The following is a 20,967-nucleotide window of genomic DNA, read 5'->3' on the forward strand; positions in this document are numbered from 1 at the left end:
GCAGGCTACTTCGGAGCGGCCAAACAGAAGGTCAGCGGCTCCGGCGCGGGGTAGAGGTAGGTGTTCTCGTCGGATCCCACGGGGCCGCAGGCCGAGGTGGCGGCGACGCCATGGACGATCTTGTCGACCTTGAAGTCGGCGGATCCGGCGCACTCCACCTTCGTGCTCGCGCGCGCCGGGCCACCGGAGAAACAATCACCCTCGGCGGCGTTCAGGCGCAGGCACAGCGTGTAACCCTTCCAGCCTTCCCGGTAGTAGCTGGTGTAATCCTTTGTCGCGCAAGCGGAATCGGGCTGGTCGAACTTTTCCGCCACCACGTAGTTGGCGTCGGGGTCCGCACAGTCCGCGATCTCGAATTCCGCGACCGCGCTGCTGCCCGACAGCGTGCCGCATTGGCCGACCTCGGCCGACCGCACGGTCCCGAACACCAGCCACACCACTCCCGCCAGGAGGAAGAGCACGACCGCCGGTGCGAGCACCATCACCCAGCTCATGACCCGCTCCCGGCCGCTCGGCGCGGGCGGCCGGAAGACCGGCGGCGGGGGCGGCGGATAGTGACCTTGATACGGGAAATTCGGCGGCGTGCTCATCTGTCTCTCGGGCAACTCTCCGGAACATACGAGAGCGGCCCCACGCTCGAAAGCGAAGGGCCGCCTCGAAACAAACGATCTACAGCGCTTTCAGTTCCTCGGTGACCGCACCGACGGACTTCTTCGCGTCACCGAACAGCATGGAGGTGGTGTCGGCGTAGAACAGTGGGTTGTCGATACCGGCGAAGCCGGAGTTCATCGAGCGCTTGAGCACGATGACCGACTTGGCCTTGTCGACGTCGAGCACCGGCATGCCGTAGATCGGGGACGAGGCGTCCTCGCGGGCGGCCGGGTTGGTGACGTCGTTGGCGCCGATCACCAGGGCGACATCGGTGCGGCCGAATTCGCCGTTGATGTCGTCCATTTCCTTCATCGCGTCATAGGACACCTCGGCCTCGGCCAGCAGCACGTTCATGTGCCCGGGCATCCGACCGGCGACCGGGTGGATGGCGTACTTGACCTCGACGCCCTTGGCCTCGAGCAGGGCCGCCATCTCCTTGACCGCGTGCTGGGCCTGGGCGACGGCCATGCCGTAGCCGGGCACCACGATGACCTGGTTGGCGTAGGCCATCTGGATCGCGGCGTCGGCCGCGGAGGTGGCCTTGGCCTGCTTGGCCTCGCCGCCGGCCGCGCCGGGCGCGGTCCCGCCGCCACCGAAGCCACCGGCCACGATCGCCGGAATGGACCGGTTCATCGCCTTGGCCATCAGGTTGGTCAGGATGGTGCCGGACGCGCCGACGATCATGCCCGCCACGATCATGGCGGTGTTGTTCAGCGCCAAACCGGCCGCCGCGGCGCTCAATCCGGTGAGTGCGTTGAGCAGCGAGATGACCACGGGCATGTCCGCGCCGCCGATCGGCAGCACCACCATCAGGCCGAGAATGCCGGCCGCGACGAGCAGCAGCACCATCCACCACCACGCCGCGCCACCGTCGGCGGCGCCGATGCCGATGACCACCGCGGCGCCCACCGCGACGACGAGCAGCAGCAGGTTCAGCGGCTGCTGCAGCCTGCCGACACCGATCGGGGAGCCGGGCAGGATCTCCTGCAGCTTGCCGAAGGCGATCAGCGAACCCCAGAACGAGACCGAACCGATGATCGCGGCGAACAGCGAGCCGATGATGATGTGCACGGTCGGCTCTTCGCCGTGCTTGAACGCGGAGAAGCCGGTGGTGTCGAGGAACTCGGCCCACGCGATCAGCGCGACCGTGCCACCGCCGACGCCGTTGAACGCGGCGACCAGCTGCGGCATCGCGGTCATCTTGGTGCGCTGCGCCGGCGGTACGCCCAGCGCGACACCGACCACCAGGCCCGCGACGATCAAAATCCAATTGCTGGTGTCGCGCACCGAGATCAGCGTCGCGACCACCGCCAGGAACATGCCGACCGCGGCGATCCAGTTGCCGCGCACCGCGGTCTTCGGGCCGGTCAAGCCCATCAGACCGTAGATGAACATGCCGAAGGCGATGATGTAGAGAATATTGACGAGATAATCCATGGCTACTTCTCCGCCTTCTCGACCGCGGCGGCCTTCTTACCCTTGAACATGGCCAGCATGCGGTCGGTCACCACGAAACCACCGATGACGTTCAGGGTTCCGAAGACCAGCGCCACGAACAGAATGATCTGGATGCCGATGGAGGGGTCCTCCATCTTGCCCAGGGTGACCAGTGCGCCGAGCACGACGATGCCGTGAATGGCGTTGGTACCCGACATCAACGGCGTGTGCAGGGTGTTGGGCACCTTGGAGATGACGGCGAAGCCCACGAACCCGGACAGCACCAGGATCGCGATATTGGCCAGAAGTCCGGTGTACATCAGGCGTCCACCTCACGAGTAACGCAGGAATCCGCGAGCACCTGGTCACCGAAGTCGGGAACGAGCTTGCCGTCCACCAACATCAGTTCCAGCAGTGCCGCGATGTTTTTCGAGTACAGCTCGCTGGCATGCTCGGGCATGGTCGCGGGCAGGTTCAGCGGCGAGCAGATGGTGACCTCGTGCTTGACCACGGTCTGGCCGGGCTCGGTCAGCTCGCAGTTGCCGCCGGTCTCGCCGGCCAGGTCGACGATCACGCTGCCGGGCTTCATGCCCTCCACCGCCGCGGCGGTGACCAGGCGCGGAGCCGGACGGCCGGGCACCAGCGCGGTGGTGATCACCACGTCGAAGCCCTTGATCGCGTCTTCCAGAGCCTGCTGCTGCTTGGCCTTCTCCTCGTCGGTGAGTTCGCGGGCGTAGCCGCCCTCACCGGCGGCATCGATGCCGAGGTCGAGCCACTGGGCGCCGACCGAACGCACCTGATCGGCGACCTCCGGGCGGACGTCGTAGCCGGTGGTGCGACCACCGAGACGCTTGGCCGTGGCCAGCGCTTGCAGACCGGCCACACCCACGCCGAGCACCAGCACGGTCGCGGGCTTCACGGTGCCCGCGGCAGTGGTCAGCATCGGGAAGAAGCGCGTCGATTCCGAGGCCGCGAGCAGCACGGCCTTGTAGCCGGCGACGTTGGCCTGGGAGGACAGCGCGTCCATCACCTGGGCGCGCGAGATACGCGGGATCGCCTCGACCGCGAAGGCTTGCACACCCGCGGTTTTCAGCGCGCCGATCTGATTCTCGGCGTTGCGCGGGGCGAGGAACCCGATCAGCGTCTGCCCGTCGGACAGCTTGGCCACCTCGGCGTCGGAGGGCGGTGCCACCTTGACGACCACCTCGGCCGACCAGGGATCGCCGATGCTCGCCCCGGCCGCGACGTAGGCGTCGTCGGGAATGAGCGCGCCGAGTCCGGCGCCGGCCTCCACGATGACCTCCACGCCCTGTTTCACCAGGGACGGAATGATTTTGGGCACCAATGCGACACGCCGTTCGCCCGCGGTGGTTTCGCGAACGACTCCGACACGCGCTCCGCGCGGCGACGAATCGCCGACGTTTTGCGTTGTCTCCACTTGTCAGACTTCCTTACTCGAACTGGCTCAGCGTTACCCACGACGCGTTGCTGGTGGGCAACTACGCCGCCGAACGAGGGCTGGACGATGCTACTTGTGAGTAAGTTCGTCCAAATCCTCGCAACTGTACCCGGGTTGCAGTGAGGGTAGTTGAGAGGCCCGTCACCGAGCGTGGCCGAAAACCGCTCATCGAAACCGTCCGGTCTCGCCGTGCCGTGTGGCCGCGCCGGTTTCGATGGTCGTCGGCCCAGGTGAACGCCACAAGACCGCACGTCAAGCACAGTTACTTACCTGCGGGTGTGTAGCGAGGTCACCGGACCGCGCCGGCGCCCGAAAGTGACGTGCATCATGCCGAGTGCCCGATTCGGGCTGTTCCCCGCGTGCTCGTACACCGTATGGTCGGCGTGTGAACGACGACTGTGTCTTCTGTCGCATCGTGGCGGGAACCGCCCCCGCGACCAAGGTCTACGAGGACGACACCCTGTGCGCGTTCCTCGATATCCGGCCCATCGCCCGCGGGCATACGCTGATCATCCCCAAGGCGCACGCCGCCGAACTCGAAGACCTCGACGCCGACACCGGTGCGCGCGTCTTCCGCGCCGGTCACCGGCTGGCGCTGGCCATGCGCCGCAGCACCCTGGCCGCCGACGGCGCGAACCTGGTGATGAACGACGGCAAAGCCGCCTTCCAGACCGTCGCGCACGTGCACCTGCACGTGGTCCCCCGCCGCAACGGCGACAAACTGAGTTTTGCCAAGGGGTTGCTGCTGCGCCGCCCGCATGACCCCGAGGGCACCGCCACCGCGATCCGGAACGGAATCGCCGCGCTGGCAACCGAAGACACCGACCCCGTGGAAGGAACCCAGGCATGACGCTGGATCGAGCCGAGTTGACCGCGCTGCTGTCGCAGCAGTGGGACGCGATCGCCGCGCTGGTCACCGAGCTCCCCGAAGACCGCTGGCGGGCACCGTCACCGCTGCCCGGCTGGACGGTGTTCGACGTGGTCGCGCACGTGACCGGCACCGAATCCTGGCTGCTCGGCGAGCAACCGCCGCAGCACGACCCGATGCGGCCCAAGACCGATGTCCGGACGCTGCCGCATGTGCGCAACGAGATCGCGGTGCTCAACGAGATCTGGGTCGATCGGCTGCGGCCGCTCGCCGGAGCGCGCCTGCTCGAACTCTTCGGCGAGGTCACCGACCGGCGGCGCAAGGCGCTGGCGGAAATGAGCACCGAGGCCTGGACCGTGCCGACGCAGTCGCCGATCGGGCAGGTGCCCTACGCGCGGTTCATGCGGGTGCGGCTGTTCGACTGCTGGATGCACGAACTCGATCTGGCCGACGCGCTCGGCGTCAGCGTCGAGGAGGGCGGCAAGCGGGGCGCCCTGGCCTTCGAGGAGTTCCTCGTCTCCGTGCCCCGCGCGGTCGGCAAGCTCGGCAAGGCGCCGGAGGGTTCCCGGGTCCAGTTCGAGTTGACCGGGCCACGGGCCCGCACCCTGCGCGTCCAGGTCGCGGGACGGGCCGGTTACGTGGACTCCTTCGAGGAGCCGCCGACGGTCGTGATCACCTTGGACTCCAGGCTTTTCGTGCGCCTGGGCGGCGGCCGGACCACCGCCGGGGAGCATCTGGACGACATCTCGATCAGCGGCGACGAGGAGCTGGGGCAGCGGCTGGTGCGCAGCCTGGCCTTCACCCTCTGATGCGACTGTTCCTGGCGAGTTACCGATTCGGGGCGCACGCCGACCGGCTCGCCGCCCTGGTCGGGACGCCCGGACGGGTCGCGGTGATTCCGAACGCCTGCGACGCCTGGCCGGATGCCTGGGAGTCGGCGGTCACCAGCGATTTCGTGCCGCTGCGCAAGCTCGGTTACGCGCCGGAGGTGCTGGATCTGCGCGACTTCCTCGCCCGGCCCGCGGAACTGGAGCGGGCGCTGCGGGAGTTTCCGCTGCTGTGGGTGCGCGGCGGCAATACCTTCGTGCTGCGCGCCCAATTCGCCCGCAGCGGCGCCGATGTCGTGCTGCCGCGGTTGCTGGCCGAGGACGCGCTGGTCTACGCGGGCTACAGCGCGGGCGCCTGCCTGCTGACGCCGGATCTGCACGGGCTGGAATCCAGTGACGATCCGGCCGAGGTCCAGACCGCCTGCGGGATCGAAGCACTCTGGGACGGACTGGGTTTGGTCGATCATCGGATCGTCCCGCATGTGGATTCGGCCCTCGATCCAGCCGATTTCGGCACTCGGCTGGCCGCCGGCTATCGGGCCGCGGGCATTCCGCACTGGCCGCTCACCGACGACGCGGTGGTCGTCGTCGACGGGGACCGTCTGGAACTACTGTCCTAGCGGCGGAACACCACCCAGCGCAGCGCCGAGTACATGTACACCGCTTCACACGCGCCCGCCAGCAGCCGGGACAGGTGATAGTCCACACCCAGCGCTGTCAGCCCGGTGCCCACGCCGAGGATGAACGCCAGATAGTTGATGACCACGACCACCACATAGACCGCGGCCTGCTTCCCGACCGGCGCGTGCGAGTGAAAATTGAAGGTGCGATTCAGCACGAACGCCAAACCGAACGCGCACAGGTACCCGATGGTGATCGACAGCCACAGCGGCAGGCCGAACCCGCTGCGGCACAGTGTGAGCAAGGCCAGGTCGACCGCGAAGGTGCAGCTGTTGATCACCGCGAAGCCCAGAAAGGTCGGGGCGACAAGACGATTCAAGCCCCACGGCAGCCGGTCCACGACCGCGACGCAAACCCGGGTGAACCGGTCCGCGAGGCTGTCGGTGGTAGCCGGTTCGAGCACGAGTCCACGCTGCCAGCCTCAGATGACGGGAAGGTGAGCAGCGGGCAAACCCGAATTCAGCCGATCTGCCCTAGCGGCTCCGGCCGGTCCAGCGCCGACCACGCGGTCAGCCAGCGCCGCCGGGCCACCTCGCCGGAGGTGCTGAGCAGTGCGTCCAGCAGGAGCCGCGGGTCGGCGCGCCATTGCTCGGCGATGGTGGCGAGCGCGTCCTTGCCGAACAGACCGGACCGGTCCAGTGCGGTGAGCCACTCCTCGAAGTCCCCCGCGTGGATGCGCCGCAATACCGACACCTCGACCTCGGCGAACTCGTCGGCGAAGAGTGCTGCCACCAGCTCGCGGTAGTTCGGCGATTCGGCCTGCATGACGGTGATCCCTCCCGGTCGCGGCGGACAGCCGCGCTACTCGATCGCAGTGGTCCCCCGACCCCTGGTACCCGGATTCCGGCCGCGCGGTTCCCGGCACCACGCCGGGCCACGCGCACAACGCATCCCGGCACCACCGTAACCGGCCCGGCGGTTCTGGGTAAGCCCACAGTCCATTCCTCCGCGTAGGCGACTAGCGTTCAGGGCGTGGACCTGCGTGATCTGATCGAACAACTGCCCGGCGGCACCGTTCTCACCGACCCCGATCTGCTCGCCTCTTATCGGCAGGACCGGGCGCTGGACCCGGACGCGGGCACCGCGCTCGCGGTGGTGCGGGCGCGCACCACCGAGGACGTGGCGGCCACGCTGCGGTGGGCGAGCGCGCACGGCGTGCCGGTGGTGCCGCGCGGGGCGGGCTCCGGGCTCTCGGGCGGGTCGACCGCGCTGAGCAACGGGATCGTGCTGTCCACCGAATTGATGCGCGACCTCACCGTCGACCCGGTCACCCGGACCGCGGTGGTGCAGCCGGGCCTGTTCAACGCCGAGGTGAAGCGGGCCGTCGCCGAGCACGGGCTGTGGTATCCGCCGGATCCCTCGTCGTTCGAGTTCTGCTCCATCGGCGGCAACGCGGCCACCAACGCGGGCGGACTGTGCTGTGTGAAGTACGGCGTGACCACCGATTACGTGCTCGGCATGGAGGTCGTGCTGGCCGACGGCAAGGTGGTGCGGCTCGGCGGGCCCCGGTTGAAGGACTCGGCCGGACTGTCGCTGACCAAACTGTTCGTCGGCAGCGAGGGCACGCTCGGCATCATCACCGAGCTGACGTTGCGCCTGCTGCCCGCGCAACCGCCGCAGAGCACCGTCGTCGCGACCTTCCCTACCCTGACCGCGGCCACCGAGGCGATCCTCGCGATCACCGGCGCTTTGCGCCCCTCCATGCTCGAGTTCATGGACTCGGTCGCGATCAACGCGGTCGAGGACGAGATGCGAATGGGCTTGGACCGCAACGCCGCCGGACTGCTGGTGGCCCGCTCGGACGCACCCGGCGAGTTCGCCGCCCGAGAGGCCCAGATCATGCTCGAGGTCTGTGAAAAGGCCGGAGCCACCGAAGCTTTCAGCACAGACGATGCCGAGGAGGGCGAAGCCTTCACCGCCGCACGGCGTTTCGCCATTCCCGCCGTGGAGAAGATCGGCCCGCTGCTGCTCGAGGACGTCGGCGTGCCGCTGCCCCGGCTCGGCGACCTGATCACCGGCATCGCCGCCATCGCCGCCCGCAACGACGTGCTGGTCTCGGTGATCGCGCACGCGGGCGACGGCAACACGCACCCGCTGATCGTGCACGACCCCGCCGACGCCGACAACACGGCGCGAGCGCATCGGGCCTTCGGCGAGATCATGGATCTGGCCATCGAACTCGGCGGCACCATCACCGGCGAACACGGTGTCGGCCGGCTGAAGAAGGCCTGGCTGCCGAATCAGCTCGGCCCGGATGTGATGGATCTGACCCGTCGGATCAAGGACGCCCTGGACCCGCAAGGCATCCTCAATCCGGGATCCATCCTCTGACTAGACTCACGGAACAAATCCGTCCGAGAAGGAGTTCGCTCATCTCATGACCACCAGGCTCGAGCACAATGTCGCCGACACCCGTTTCGAGATCTACATCGACGACACCCTCGCCGGGTACGCCGACTACGCCGACCGGGAAGACGCGAAGGTTCGCGACTTCCACCACACCATGACCTTCCCGGAGTTCCGCGGCCAGGGCGTGGCGGCGAAGGTGGTCGAGTTCGCCCTCGCGGACTCCCGCGACAAGGGCTACTCGGTCATCCCGACCTGCTGGTACGTCGAGAAGTACATCGCCGAGCACAAGGAGTACGCCGACCTCGTCGGCTAGTCTCCGCCGCACAGATACGCCGACACGATCGGGCCGATCACCGCGAAAGCGCCGGGGGTCGTGAGTTTGTTGTGCTCGAACGGGATGTCGTGGTTGGTGACGGCGCCCGTGCAGTAGGGGCGCCAGGTTTCGGGGTTGGGCGGCACGTCCGGGCGGACGTCGGTGCTGCTGCAGAACAACAGGTCGCCCGCGAAGGGTTCGGGGCGGTAGGTGGCGGTTTGCCGGATCAGGTTCCGGTAGTCGGTGTAGAGGCTTCGCAGGTTCTCGGCGGTCAAGCCCGCGAAGGTGCCGCCGGTTTCGTGCAGGAGATCGGCGGCGCGGGCGGCCAGCGGACCGAGGTCGGCCGGCGGAAGATCCGGGCCGGGGGCCGCGTCGGGGTCGAAATCCAGTGCGGCGGGGTCGATCCCGCCGAATTCGACGAGCAGCGCTTCGGGCGGGGGTAGCTGCTGGGCCGTTTCGGGTTCGGCGTCCGCGCGGGCGTCGAGGATGATCAGGACCGGGACGGATGCGCCGCGATGCTGGAGTTCGACGGCGACGGCGTGCGCGAGCGGGCCGCCCGCCGAATAACCGAGCAGGCGGTAAGGGCCGCTCGGCTGGGTGCGCTGGATTTCGTCGGCGTACCGGCGGACTCTCCGCATCAGCGGCTCGTCGGGTTCCGGGCCGCGAATGCCGGGTGACTGCACGCCGTAGACCGGATAGCCCGGGTCGAGGAACCGCAGCAAACCGGCGTAGCCCCAAGCCAATCCGATGGCGGGATGGACGCAGAACAGCGCCGGGCCGGTGCCGTGCGGGCGCAGCGGGAGAATCGTCGCGAGCGCGTCCGGGCCGTCGAGCCCGGAGGTGAGGCGCTGGGCCAGCGCGCCGGGCGTGGGGTCGCCGAACATCCACTGCACGGGCATCGAGAAATCCAGGCGCGCACGGATTTCGGTGACCAGCCGGGTGGCGACCATGGACGTGCCGCCCAGTTCGAAGAAGTTGTCGTCGAGGCCGACCCGTTCCGCGCCGAGCACCGATTCGAAGGCCGCGACGACGGCGCGCTCGGCGTCGGTCACCGGCGGCCGGTAGGGAAGATCGGTGCGGCGCGGCGTGGCCGGCGGTGCGGGGTAGACGACGGTGCCGGGCGGCGCGGTGACATCGAGGTCGTCGAGGACCAGACTCGGGTTCGCGGTCAATGTTTCGAGCAACTCGACGAACCTGCGGGTCAGCGTCTCCGCCGTCGCGGGCTCGAACAGATCGCGGGCGTAGGTGAGGCTGCCGGTGATCCCGGCGGGCGCGCCGTCGGCGGCGGTCTCCTCGGCCAGCATCCACTCCAGATCGAACTTCGCGCCCACCGCACCGGTTTTGACGGTCTCGACCTCGAAGCCGGGCAGATCGAGCCGCACCCACTCGAAGTTCTGGAAGACCAGCACCACCTGGAACAGCGGGTGCTGGGCGGTGGATCGGGCGGGCGCGAGCACCTCCACCAGTCGTTCGAACGGCAGGTCGGCGTTGCCGAAGGCGTCCAGGTCGGCGTCTTTCGTTGCGGCCAAGAGTGTTTCGAAGGTGGATCGCGGTGCGACGCGGCTGCGCAGCACGAGCGTATTGACGAACATGCCGACCAGGTCGTCGAGTTCGCCATCGCCGCGACCGGCGATGACCGAACCGATCGTCACCTCTGGTGCGCCGGAGAGCCGGGCCAGCAGGACCGCGAGCACGGCGTGCACCACCATGAACGGGCTCACCCCGTACCAGCGGGCGATCCGCCGGATCTGGAGCTGGGTGGCCACCCCTACCCCGAACTCGATCAGCCCGGCTTGCTGGGCTCGGACGGCGGGGCGCGGATGGTCGCTCGGCAGCGCGGACACCTCCGGAATGCCGTCGAGGGCCGCGCGCCAGAATTCGAGCTGCCGATGGGCGACGCTGGCGGGATCCGCCTCGGCGCCGAGCAGTTCGTCCTGCCACAGCGCGTAATCCGCGTATTGCAGTGGCAGCGGCGTGAATTGCGGTGCGATTCCGGCACGGCGGGCGCCGACGGCGACCATCACATCACGCGACAGCGGTGCGAGGGACCAACCGTCCGAGGAGATGTGGTGCATGACGACCACCAGGATCGCGCGCCGGGGGCCGGCCCGCAGCAAGTGCACGCGCATCGGCAGGTCGGTGGTCAGGTCGAAGCCGGGGGCCGTCAACCGCGCGATGACCGTCTGCTGATCAGCCGGGTCGACATCCGAAACATGCACCGGGACAATCGCTTCGGCCAGCGGACGGACGTCTTGATACGGCTCGCCGAGGGCGTCCACCGGGTAGACCGTGCGCAGCGTCTCGTGCCGGGCGACCACATCCATCAGAGCGGACCGCAGCACCGCGGGATCCAGCTCGCCGCGCAGTTCGAGCACGATCGGCACATTGTGGGCGGGTGAACCGGGGTCGTAGCGGTTGAGGAACCACATCCGGCGCTGGGCCGCCGACAGCGGCACATGCTCCGGGCGCTTGCGCGGACCCGGTCGCGGTCCGGGCGGGGCGGTCGCGTCGCGCACGGCCTGTGCGAGTTCGGCGACGGTCGGCGCGTCGAAGACGGTGCGGACCGGGATCCGGGTGTTGAGCACCGCGCCCAGCCGGGCCACGATGCGGGTCGCGATCAGCGAATTGCCGCCCAGGGCAAAGAAATTGTCGTCGAGGCCGACGCGGGAGACGCCGAGGAGTTCACCGAAGGTATCGGCGATGACGTGTTCGGCCGGGGTGCCGGGCGGGCGGTAGCGGCCGGAGTGGATGTCCGGCGCGGGCAGCGCGCGGCGGTCGAGTTTGCCGGTACCGGTGCGCGGCAGCGCGTTCAGGGTGATGATCGCGGCGGGGACCATGTAGGACGGAAGTCGCTGGGCTAGCGCCGCTCTCACCGTGTCGGCACGGAAGTCGGCGTCCTGGCACGGGACCACGTAGCCGACGAGCAACTCACCGACGGACGGGTCGGTGTGCACGCCGACCGCCGCCTGATGCACCGAAGGCTGTGCCAGCAGCGCGGATTCGATCTCCCCCAGCTCGATGCGCAACCCGCGCAGTTTGACCTGCAAGTCGGTGCGGCCGAGGTATTCCAGGTCGCCCCCGCGGGCGCGGACCAGATCGCCGGTGCGATACATCCGCTCCCCCGCCGGGCCGTACGGGTCCGCGACGAAGCGTGCCGAGGTCTGACCGGTGCGGCCGTGGTAGCCGCGGGCCAGCGCCGGGCCGCCGAGATACAGCTCACCCGCGACACCGGCGGGCACCGGGTGCAACCGATCGTCGAGGACCCGCGCGCGCATCCCCGCGATCGGGCGGCCGATGGTCACCTCGGCGCCCGGGTGCAGCGGAGCGCTGCCGGTGGCCCAGATCGTGGTCTCGCTCGGGCCGTAGTCGTTGAAGAACAGGCGATTCGGCGCCCATCGTGCGACCAGTTCGGGCGGGCAGGGCTCGCCGCCCGTAATGATGGTGCGCAGCGCCGCGCCGGCTGCGGGCAGTTCGGCATCGACCGATGCCAGGGCCGACGGAGTCAGCGAGAGGTGCGCGATGCGCCGGCTTACCAGGGTTTCCGCGAGTTCGGTTCCACCGAAGGCGGTTTGGCCTGCGACTACGCAGGTTCCGGCCGCGCCGATGACCAGCAGCAGGTCGAGCACCGAGGCGTCGAAGCTCGGCGCGGCCAAGGCCAGGAAGCGGGAGCCCGGACCGCTCCCGAGCCGGTCACGTTGCAGAGCAGCGATATTCGCCAGTCCGGCGTGGGTGACTACGACGCCTTTAGGCGTGCCGGTCGACCCCGAGGTGAAGATCAGGTACGCGGGATTTTCCACGCGCAGCGGGCTGTTCAGCTCGGATGCGGCGATCGGGTCCGCCGCTGTCGCGGCGAGCGTCTCGACTGTCGCCGGATCGTCCAGCACGAGCCAGGACGTCCCCTCGGCGCGCGGCACGACCGTTGCCACCGCCGAAATTCCGAGGACGGCACCCGAGTCACCGAGAATCTGCTGAATGCGCTCGCTCGGGTAGGCCGGGTCGACGGGCACGAACGCCGCGCCCGTCTTCGCGATCGACCAGACGGCGAGCACGGCGTCCGATGACCTGTGCAGAGCCACCGCGACCATGGTTTCCGGACCCGCACCGGCCCGAAGCAGGTTTCTGGCCAGTTGATTCGAGCGGGCATCGAGATCACGGTAGGTCAGCTCGGCCGCGCCGTCGATGACGGCGATGCCCTCCGGGTTCGCGGTGACGGCGGCGGCGAGCAGGTCCGGAAGGACCACGGGCGCAGCCGCGAGCGGCGCCGCGGGCGCGAGCACCTCGGCCAGCTCGCTCGGACCGAGCAGATCGATATCGCCCACGGGCACATCGGGATCGGTAGCCACCGCACGCAGCAGTCGCAGCCAGCGGTCGGCGAAACGCGCGACGGTAGCGGGTTCGAAAAGGTCGGTGGCGTAACCGAATCTGACCGACAGGCCGTCCTCGTCCTCGTTCACGGTGATGCTGAGATCGAATCGGATGGACTGCTGGTCCGAGGCCAGCGGTTCGACCGTGAGCTCGGGCAGCGTGAACTGCACCGGCGCTAGGTTCTGGAACACCAGCATCACCTGGATCAGGGGATGCCGGGCCGCTGAACGGACCGGCTCCAGCACGTCGACCAGGTGCTCGAAGGGGATGTCGGAGTGAGCGAACGCGTCCAGATCGGTGCGGCGCACCTGCGCGAGCAGGTCCGTAAACGACTGTTCGGCAAGGACTTCCGTACGCAGCACCACGGTGTTGACGAACATGCCGATCACATCGTCGAGTTCGGCGGCGCCGCGACCGGCGATCGGGGTGCCGATCGCGATATCGGTGCTGCCGCTCAGCCGCGCGAACAGGGCCGCGAGTGCGCAGTGCAGCACCATGAACTGTGAGGACTGGTGCGCGCGGGCGAGTGCGTCGAGTTCGGTGACCAGAGCGGCGTCGATGCGGCTGAACACGGTTCCCGCGCGCAGTGTGGCGGTGGCGGGGCGGTGGTGGTCGGTGGGTAGCGCGAGCTGGTCGGGGAGGCCGTCGAGGGTCTCGGTCCAGTAGGTGAGCTGGCGGGACAGCAGCGAATCCGGATCCTCGGCGGTACCCAGCCGATCTCGTTGCCACAGTGTGTAATCCGCGTACTGCGCTGGGAGCGGCGACCAATCGGGGGCATGGGCCTGCCGCCTCGCCGCGTAAGCCGTCATGACATCCCGGGCAAGCGGACCCATGGAGAAACCGTCGGCGCTGATGTGGTGGACAACCAGGACGAGCAGGTAGTTGATGTGGCCAACCTTCTTTTCGCCGCTGCGGACTTCGAACAGGCGCAGCCGTAGCGGTACGGCGGCGGTGACATCGAATCCACCGCCGATACAGTTCGATACCGCCGCTGGAAGCTGACTCGCGGAAATCGGTTGCGCGGTGAGTTCGCCGGATTCCCAAGCATCTTCGACCTGAACCACGACCTGGTATCCGACCCCATCCCGTGCGGGGTAGACCGTGCGCAAGGACTCGTGCCGTTCGAGGACGTCTCCTACGGCCGCGCGCAAACTCGGCAGGTCCAGTATCCCGTTGAGCCGCAGCACAATCGGGATGTTGTAGCCGCCCGACTCAGGGTCGTACTGGTTGACGAACCACATGCGCTGCTGGGCCGGGGACAGCGGCACGAGTTCCGGTCTGGAGCCCGAACGCGGTCCGGCGGACGTGCTCGCCCCGGTACCGATGAGAGCTTGTGCTCGAGCGGCCAATTCATGAACCGTGGGAGCCTCGAACAGAACGCGCACCGGCACGTCGATCTTCAATGCCGCGCCTAGTCGCGAGGCTGCCCGGGTGGCGGACAGGGAATCGCCGCCGAGGAGGAAGAAGTCGTCGGCCGCGCCGATATCGGTACGCTCCAAGACTCCGCCGAATACATCGGCTACCACCCGTTCCAGACCGACCGGGGTGACATAGTCGGCGGATTCGGGATCAGGTTCCGGCAGGGCACGCACGTCGACTTTTCCGTTGCCCGTCAGCGGCAATGCGTCGAGGACGGTCAGCGTCGCGGGGATCAGATGCCGGGGCAGGCGGTGCGTCAGATAGTCACGCAGGAACGCGGCGGTGAGCTCTGCGCCGTCCGACGCAACCGCGTAGGTGTCGAGCACCCGATCACCGCTGGGGCCCGGACGCGGCACCGTGACCGCGAGCGCAACCCGGGGGCAGGAGCGCAGAACTGCGTCGATTTCGCCAGGCTCCACCCGGATTCCGTGCAGCTTCACCTGAGAATCGTTGCGGCCCAGATACTCCAGCCGGGAGTGCGACAGCTTCCGCACCAGGTCTCCGGTCCGGTACATGCGGTCGCCGGGCGCACCGAAGGGGTTGGCCACGAACCGTTCTCCGGTCAGCACCGCCCGCCCGATGTAGCCGCGTGACAACCCGGGTCCCATTAGATACAGCTCCCCCGGGACCCCGGTGGGTACCGGCCGCAGCCACGAATCCAGAACCGCCAGCCCCATCCCCGGCATCGGCGAACCAAGCGTCGCCGGCTCACCCGCGGTGAGCGCCCCCGTAAAGGTCGCAGCCACCGTGGTCTCCGCGGGACCGTAGGAGTTCAGCAGCACCCGCCCGCCACCGAGCCGCGCGGTGAGCTCCGGCGGGCACGCCTCCCCGCCGGTGATCAACACCCGCACACCGGCCAGCGCCGCGGCGGGCAACGTCGCCAAGACGGCGGGAGTCGAGAAGACGTGAGTGGCACCGGAAGCCGCGATCAGCGCGGCCAGCTCAGCACCCGCGTTCACCTCATGCGGTGCGACCACTACAGTCGCCCCAGCGGCGAAGCTGGACAGCCAGACCATGATGGCCGCATCGAAATTCGGGTTCATGCACAGCAAGACACGGTCGCCGGGCCGAGCCCGCACCTTCGCCGAAACCCCCGCGACAAGACCGCTCAACCCCGCGTGGGTGATCACCACGCCTTTGGGCGCCCCGGTGGAGCCGGAGGTGTAGACCACATACGCCGGATTGCCCGCTCGCAGTGCACGAATACGATCAGCGTCGGTGATCGGCGTCCCCGCCACCTGCGCCGAATCGGAATCATCGATCGCCAGCCAGGAGACCTTGTCCGGCAAATGATCGCGATACCGACTCCCGGTAATACCCAGGTGCGCAACACAATCCGATGCGATAGCGGCCACCCTCGCAGCCGGATAATCCACATCGACCGGAACGAACGCCGCTCCGGATTTCGCGATCGCCCACGCCGCCACAAGCCACTCGCAAGAGCGCGGAAGCGCCAGCAGCACTGCCGTTTCCGGCCCCGCGCCGGCACCGATCAACAACCGAGCCAGCCTGTTCGAACGCTCGTCGAGTTCGACATACCCAACCTCGCCCGCGTCCCCCGCAGCGGCGACCGCTGCCCGCTTCGTGGCGGCCCCACAATGACGAATCTCGCCGACCGGCACATCAGAACCATCACCGCCATCGGCCTGATCGAGTCCGCTCGTACCCCCTGCGGCGACCGCCCCACCGGCGTCGGTCCCACCAGTCAGCAGTTCGGGACCGCTACCGCGATCGGAATACCCCAGTTCGTCTGTTCTCCCTACGCTCGCAGCCCCTCCGCGGCGAATCCCGGAGCCGCTATCAGCGCGGTCGACGCTGACCAGCTCATCTGTCGTCGCCACGATGGCGGTCGCACCGTGGCGAACCCCGCCGGTCAGCAGGTCGGGTAGGAGGCGGATTGGTTCTGTTCTTGTACGCAGAACGGTGGCCTGGTCCACGCCGCGTACTGCCACTACGCGTTGTGCCGGATCCTCGGCGATTCGGGTGAGCAGGCGGGTGAGGCGAGCGGCGAGTGCGCTTGCCTCGGTCGCATCGAAGTATCGTGCCGAGCAGGTGAGCACCATAGCGAGGCCGTCGTGGACCTTCGCCTCCAAGGACAGGGGGTAGTGGGTGCCGTTTCGGCTGCGGAAGTTCTTGACGCGCAGGGCTACTCGGTCGGCGGCGTTGAGCAGTGCGGGTAGGTCCAAGGGGTAGGACTCGACGACCAGGGTTGTGTCGAATAGTGGCCCCAACCCTGCTGCTGCCTGGATTTCGCTCAAGCCCACGGTGTGCTGCTCGATCAGGGCGGCCTGCTCCCGCTGCACCCGGGAGAGCAGGGCGCCGACGGTCTCCTCGGGGGCCAGGGTGATGCGGACGGGGATGGTGTTGACCAGCATTCCGATCATGTGCTCGGCTCCCGGTAGATCTGCGGGGCGGCCCGATACGGTCGTGCCGAAGACGAGGTCGGTGTGGCCCGTCAGTTCGGTGAGCAGCAATGCCCATGCGGTTTGGATCACCGTGTTCACGGTGACGCCCAGGGTGCTGGTCCAGTGGGACAGAGCGGTCGCGGTGGACTCGGGTAGCGAGATCGCGAGCTCCCGTTTGGCCGGGCCGGAGGACTCGGGGATCTGCTCGCGGGCGGCGGTTACCACGGTCGGTGCGGGTAGTCCGTCCAGCGCCGCACGCCAGTTCGCCAGCGCCGCAGCGTCGTCCTTGTAGGAAAGCCAGTCCAGATATCCACGCAAGGGCACGGGGGTCGCGAAACCGGTGCTGTCCCCTTGTGTTTGGTACAGGGCCAAGAACTCCCCGAACAGCAGCGGCATCGACCAGCCGTCCAGCACTAGGTGATGATTGGTGACGACCAGCCGCACATCCTGCGGTGCGCAGCGGAGGCAGAGGAATCGGATCAGCGGCGCGTGCGCCGGATCGAACGGTCGAGCCAGCTCCTCCGCCGCCAGGTCAGCGACGTCGCCGCGAGTGGCATCAATTGTGCGCCAGGGTAATTCGACATCCGCGAGAACCACCTGCACAGGTGCGTCCGCATCGGCCACGAATGCGGTGCGTAGCGCCTGATGCCGTCGCGTCAGTTCCGTGGCCGCGGCGACCAGTCGTTCGATGTCGACCGGGCCTTCGAACTCGAACACCGCTTGCACCGAATAGTCATCGGCCCTACCGGCGTTCAGCTGTGCGTGGAACAGCAGCCCCCGCTGTAGCGGTGTTAGCGGCCACACCTCCTCGATGTTCGGATACCGTTCCCGCAACCTCCCCCGCAATGCTTCCCCCTGCGGCTCCCACCACAACTGTGGCACCGACCCGACGTCACCCCGTTGCGGCATCGGCGCGGCATCGCCCCGCTCCGGCAGGGTCTGCGGGCCAGTCGATTCCGTGGCGATCTCGGCCAGCGCGGCGGGCGTCTGGTGTTCGAACACGTCCCGGGCCGAGAACACCAAGCCAGCTTCCCGCGCCCGCGCCACCAGCTGAATCGACAGGATCGAATCGCCACCGAGCGCGAAGAACGACGATTCGGGCCCCACGTCCGGCACCTCGAGCACCGCGGCGAACAGCTCCCCCAGCTTGTGCGCGGACTCTGTTGTGCTGGAGTCGGATTCGTGCGAATCGAGTACGGGTTCCGGCAGTGCGGCCCGATTCACCTTGCCGTTGCCGGTCAACGGCAGCGCGTCGAGGAGCGTGATCGTCGCGGGCACCATATGGCTCGGCAGCCTGCTCGCACAGAACTTCCGCAACGCCGCGACTTGCACCTGTGCCCTACGCCCCCGATGCGCGAGAACCACATAGGAAGCCAGCACCGCGCGACCCTGACCACCGGAACGCGGAACAGTCACCGCGATCTCCACCTCAGGATGCGCGTCCAGCACCGCATCCACTTCCCCGGGCTCCACTCGCATCCCACGCACTTTGAGCTGAAAGTCGGTGCGCCCCAGATAGTCCAACACGACAGGTGGCACACCGTCTCGAGTCCCCGGGTCCCTGGCCTCCGCGATTGGCTCGCTGCGATGCGCGCCTGCTCGAGCCGCGTCCTGCACGGAGCGCCACTGGACGAGATCGCCCGTACGATACATCCGGGTGCCGGGTGGGCCGAAGGGGTTTGCCACGAATCGCGCGGCGGTCGTTCCCACGCGCCCGGTGTAGCCGCGGGCCAGGCCGGAACCCGAGAGATACAGTTCGCCCGGCGTCCCGATCGGAACCGGCCGCAGCCGCCGATCGAGCACCATCAGGCCGGCACCCGGCACCGGTGCGCCGATACCCGAATCCTGTTCGACCGCAAGCGGTTCGGTGAAGGTGGCGGCGACGGTGGCTTCGGACGGGCCATAGGAGTTCACCAGACGGCGGCCGGTTCCGAAGCGTTCCACTATCTCTGGCGGGCAGGCTTCACCACCGGTCGACACCGCGCGCACGTCGATCAAGGCGTCGTCCGGAAGGGTGGCGAGCACGGCGGGCGTCGAACACAACTGCGTGATCCCGGATTCCCGGATGACTGTCGCCAGCTCGGCCCCGGCCATCACCTCGCCGTCCCCGATCACCAGCGTTGCCCCCGCGGTGAACGCCACCAGCAGTTCGAGCAGCGAGGCATCGAAGGCTGGATTCAGGCAATGCAACACCCGCGATCCGGGCTGCGCCCGGTAGGTATCCCGCACGGCGGCGACCAGCCCGGCCAGCCCGGTATGCGGAACGACCACGCCCTTCGGGACACCGGTCGATCCGGAGGTGAAGACGATATAGGCAGGACAGTCCACCCGGGATCGCCGCGACCCGGCACTGCCTGGTCGTTGACCGCAATCCCCCCGAACATCGTTCGCCGCTTCGTGATTCGCATCCACATGCAGCGTGGTCCTGGTTTCCGCCAGGGAATCGCGCACGATCCAGTCGACCGCATCGGTGAGCGCGTCGCGTAGCGAGGACTTCGTAATTCCCAGGTGCGCTCCGCATTCCACGGCGATGCGCGCTACCCGCTCCGGTGGGTTGCCGGTCCCGAGCGGGACATAGGCCGCGCCGGAACGCGCTACCGCCCAGAAGGCGATCACCGACTCCGTCGACCGGGGCAGCGCGACCAGAACAGCGCTCTCCGGTCCCGCGCCCTTGTCGATCAGCGTGCGGGCGAGGCGATTTGCCGCCTCATCCAACTCCCGGTAGGTGAGTTGGCCATGACGGCCGCACACCGCGACCGCGTCCGGGCCCGCCGCCCGCATGCCCGCGTCGAGCAGATCGGGCAGGAGTTGCGGCGGCGCGGCGGCAGCACCGTGCAGACCGTTCAGCAGGTGCCGTTCATCGTCCAGGAAGCAGTCGAGTCCGCCGACGGGAGTGTCTGCCGGCGCGGTGAGCAGAGCTTCGAAGGTCCGCAGGAACCGGCGGTGGTGCCGAGCCAGGGAACCCGCGTCGTACAGGTCGGGGTTGGCGGTGAAGTCGACGTGGATCGGGCTGCCCGCGCCGTGCTGGTACAGGTTGACGAACAGGTCCTCGATCGGTCCCGAGGTCAGGACGTGCAGGTTCGTTTCGATGCCGGCGAAGTCGACCCGCGCCGGGAACAGCATGATGTTCACCACCGGACCGAGGAAACCGCGGCCACCCAGGTGATCGTCGTCGGAGGTCCCGCGGATCTCCTCGTGCCGGAAGCGCTGGTGCCGCAACGCTCCCGACACTTCCAGTCGGATCGCGTCGATGACCTCCGCGATCGTGCGGCGCTCGGTGACCTCGACGCGCAGCGGCACGACGTTGGCGAGCATGCCGCCGGAGCGGCGCGAGATCGCCGTCGTTCGACCGGACACCGGCAAACTCAGCACCACCTCGGGCAATCCGGTCAGCCGGCCGTAGTAGACCGCCAGCGCGGCCATCACCAACGCCGGCGCACCCACCCCGAAACTGTCGGCGGCGGCATCGATCAGCGCGGACATTTGCTCGGGCAACATCATTCGCTGCTGCCGCCCGAGCGCGTGCGCGGGTGCGGCGGCCTCGACCAGGCTGCACCGCGGCGGCATGCCGTCGATCCGCTCGGCCCAGTACGCGGCATCGGCGTCGAACCGGCTCGACTCCCGGTAGCGCAGTTCATCCTGGTACAGCTCGTAAAGGCCAGCCGCCACAGCGGGTTTCGGGTCGACACCGGCCAGCTCCGCGTTGTACAGCTCCGCGACGCGATAGAGCATGGTCGCCGAACCGAACCCGTCCAGCGCGATGTGATGGATCCGCGAATACCACAGCGCCCGTTCTGGTCCGACTCGGATCACCGCGGTCCGGCCGAGCCGATCGGCGAGCAGATCGATGGGCGCCGCCACATCGGCGCGCATCCACCGCAGCGCCTCCGCGTCCGGGTCGGCGGCGGATCCCACGTCCAGGTACGCCACCTCCGGTTCCAGCCGCTCATCCGTGACTTGATAAGGGCCCGAATCATTTTCGGCGAGCCGCAGAATCCCGGAACCGAATTCGCGTGCGGCGCGCCGGGCCGCGCGGGTCAGCGCCCCGACATCCAGCTGGCCGCGCATCTCTATGTACTGCGCCTCGTACAGCGGCACTCCCGGATCCAGCTGCTGGGCATACCACATCCCCAGCTGCGCGGGCGTGAGCGGAAACTCGGTCGAAAGCCCGTGCGACATAACGAATCCCCCGA

The 20,967-nt window shown here is 68.3% G+C and carries 12 protein-coding genes; 5 read left to right on the forward strand and 7 right to left on the reverse strand.

Going from position 1 to position 20,967, the window contains the following annotated elements; genetic code table 11:
* Positions 1–5 precede the first annotated feature (5 nt).
* From AB0M14_RS00320 to AB0M14_RS00335, 4 genes are all read right to left on the reverse strand, one after another.
* Positions 6–605: a hypothetical protein gene (locus AB0M14_RS00320; RefSeq protein WP_364986387.1), complete on the reverse strand. Its 600-nt coding sequence runs from the start codon at positions 603–605 to the stop codon at positions 6–8.
* A gap of 64 nt (positions 606–669) precedes the next feature.
* Positions 670–2,088, reverse strand: coding sequence for an NAD(P)(+) transhydrogenase (Re/Si-specific) subunit beta (locus tag AB0M14_RS00325; protein ID WP_364986390.1), 1,419 nt, complete (start codon positions 2,086–2,088; stop codon positions 670–672).
* 2 nt (positions 2,089–2,090) lie between these two features.
* Positions 2,091–2,408 (reverse strand): NAD(P) transhydrogenase subunit alpha, encoded by a 318-nt coding sequence (locus AB0M14_RS00330; RefSeq protein ID WP_194817588.1) that lies wholly within the window; start codon positions 2,406–2,408, stop codon positions 2,091–2,093.
* Positions 2,408–3,526: a Re/Si-specific NAD(P)(+) transhydrogenase subunit alpha gene (locus AB0M14_RS00335; protein ID WP_364986394.1), complete on the reverse strand. Its 1,119-nt coding sequence runs from the start codon at positions 3,524–3,526 to the stop codon at positions 2,408–2,410. Before AB0M14_RS00335 ends, AB0M14_RS00330 begins: the two co-directional genes overlap by 1 nt.
* A gap of 406 nt (positions 3,527–3,932) precedes the next feature.
* On the opposite strand from AB0M14_RS00335, the gene AB0M14_RS00340 reads away from it, so the two are divergent.
* From AB0M14_RS00340 to AB0M14_RS00350, 3 genes are read left to right on the forward strand one after another with little or no spacing between them, the layout of a single operon-like run.
* Positions 3,933–4,397 carry an HIT family protein gene (locus AB0M14_RS00340; protein WP_364986397.1) on the forward strand — a complete coding sequence of 155 codons (465 nt, stop codon included), beginning with the start codon at positions 3,933–3,935 and terminating at the stop codon, positions 4,395–4,397.
* A complete protein-coding gene (locus AB0M14_RS00345; protein ID WP_364986401.1) occupies positions 4,394–5,224 on the forward strand; it encodes a maleylpyruvate isomerase family mycothiol-dependent enzyme in 831 nt (276 codons plus the stop codon). Before AB0M14_RS00340 ends, AB0M14_RS00345 begins: the two co-directional genes overlap by 4 nt.
* The gene (locus AB0M14_RS00350; RefSeq protein ID WP_364986404.1) at positions 5,224–5,862 is read left to right on the forward strand and encodes a Type 1 glutamine amidotransferase-like domain-containing protein; all 639 of its coding nucleotides are present in this window, start codon (positions 5,224–5,226) and stop codon (positions 5,860–5,862) included. Before AB0M14_RS00345 ends, AB0M14_RS00350 begins: the two co-directional genes overlap by 1 nt.
* Here the strand turns inward: AB0M14_RS00350 and AB0M14_RS00355 are convergent.
* On the reverse strand, positions 5,859–6,326 hold the full coding sequence (locus AB0M14_RS00355) for a GtrA family protein (RefSeq protein WP_364986408.1): 468 nt from the start codon (positions 6,324–6,326) through the stop codon (positions 5,859–5,861). The genes AB0M14_RS00350 and AB0M14_RS00355 overlap by 4 nt on opposite strands.
* A gap of 56 nt (positions 6,327–6,382) precedes the next feature.
* Positions 6,383–6,688: a hypothetical protein gene (locus AB0M14_RS00360; RefSeq protein ID WP_364986411.1), complete on the reverse strand. Its 306-nt coding sequence runs from the start codon at positions 6,686–6,688 to the stop codon at positions 6,383–6,385.
* 207 nt (positions 6,689–6,895) lie between these two features.
* On the opposite strand from AB0M14_RS00360, the gene AB0M14_RS00365 reads away from it, so the two are divergent.
* Together AB0M14_RS00365 and AB0M14_RS00370 are read left to right on the forward strand one after the other, a co-directional pair.
* The gene (locus AB0M14_RS00365; RefSeq protein ID WP_364986414.1) at positions 6,896–8,254 is read left to right on the forward strand and encodes an FAD-linked oxidase C-terminal domain-containing protein; all 1,359 of its coding nucleotides are present in this window, start codon (positions 6,896–6,898) and stop codon (positions 8,252–8,254) included.
* A 46-nt stretch (positions 8,255–8,300) separates the two neighbouring features.
* The gene (locus tag AB0M14_RS00370) at positions 8,301–8,585 is read left to right on the forward strand and encodes a GNAT family N-acetyltransferase (RefSeq protein ID WP_364986418.1); all 285 of its coding nucleotides are present in this window, start codon (positions 8,301–8,303) and stop codon (positions 8,583–8,585) included.
* Here AB0M14_RS00370 and AB0M14_RS00375 read toward each other — a convergent pair.
* Positions 8,582–20,953, reverse strand: a complete 12,372-nt coding sequence (locus tag AB0M14_RS00375; protein ID WP_364986421.1) for an amino acid adenylation domain-containing protein — start codon at positions 20,951–20,953, stop codon at positions 8,582–8,584. The two genes, AB0M14_RS00370 and AB0M14_RS00375, sit on opposite strands and share 4 nt — an antisense overlap.
* Between the last annotated feature and the right edge of the window lie 14 nt (positions 20,954–20,967).

Source organism: Nocardia sp. NPDC051832 (assembly GCF_040681285.1).
In the GTDB taxonomy this organism is placed as follows: domain Bacteria; phylum Actinomycetota; class Actinomycetes; order Mycobacteriales; family Mycobacteriaceae; genus Nocardia.